This window comes from Paraburkholderia sp. SIMBA_054, assembly GCF_046534875.1.
In the GTDB taxonomy this organism is placed as follows: domain Bacteria; phylum Pseudomonadota; class Gammaproteobacteria; order Burkholderiales; family Burkholderiaceae; genus Paraburkholderia; species Paraburkholderia hospita.
Genome location: NZ_JAWRXV010000753.1, coordinates 1 through 273 on the forward strand (window position 1 = coordinate 1; position 273 = coordinate 273).

Genomic DNA, 273 nt, shown 5'->3' on the forward strand with positions numbered 1-273 from the left:
GGCTTCTGCGCCGGCCTCTTTGACCCACTCGGGCGCGCGCTGCGCATCGAGTAGTGTCACCGCCGTACCCGCTCCCGCCTCGGTGACATCGAGCCGTTGCTCGAGCAGAACTTCTCCTTCGGGCACGCGTGTATCGGCCACAGTCTGGCCGATGCGCAGCCGATAGTCGGCAAACACACGATCGCGCGCCGCCTGTTGTATCTGATGATGCTTCGTCGTGGTGCGCCAGCGAACCAGTGACTTCTCGTCGCGCCAGCTCGATAGGGAAAGAAG

The 273-nt window shown here is 63.7% G+C and carries 1 pseudogene; it reads right to left on the reverse strand.

The features are described from left to right. A pseudogene (locus tag SB822_RS57115) lies at positions 1 to 273 on the reverse strand (antibiotic biosynthesis monooxygenase); the annotation flags it as partial.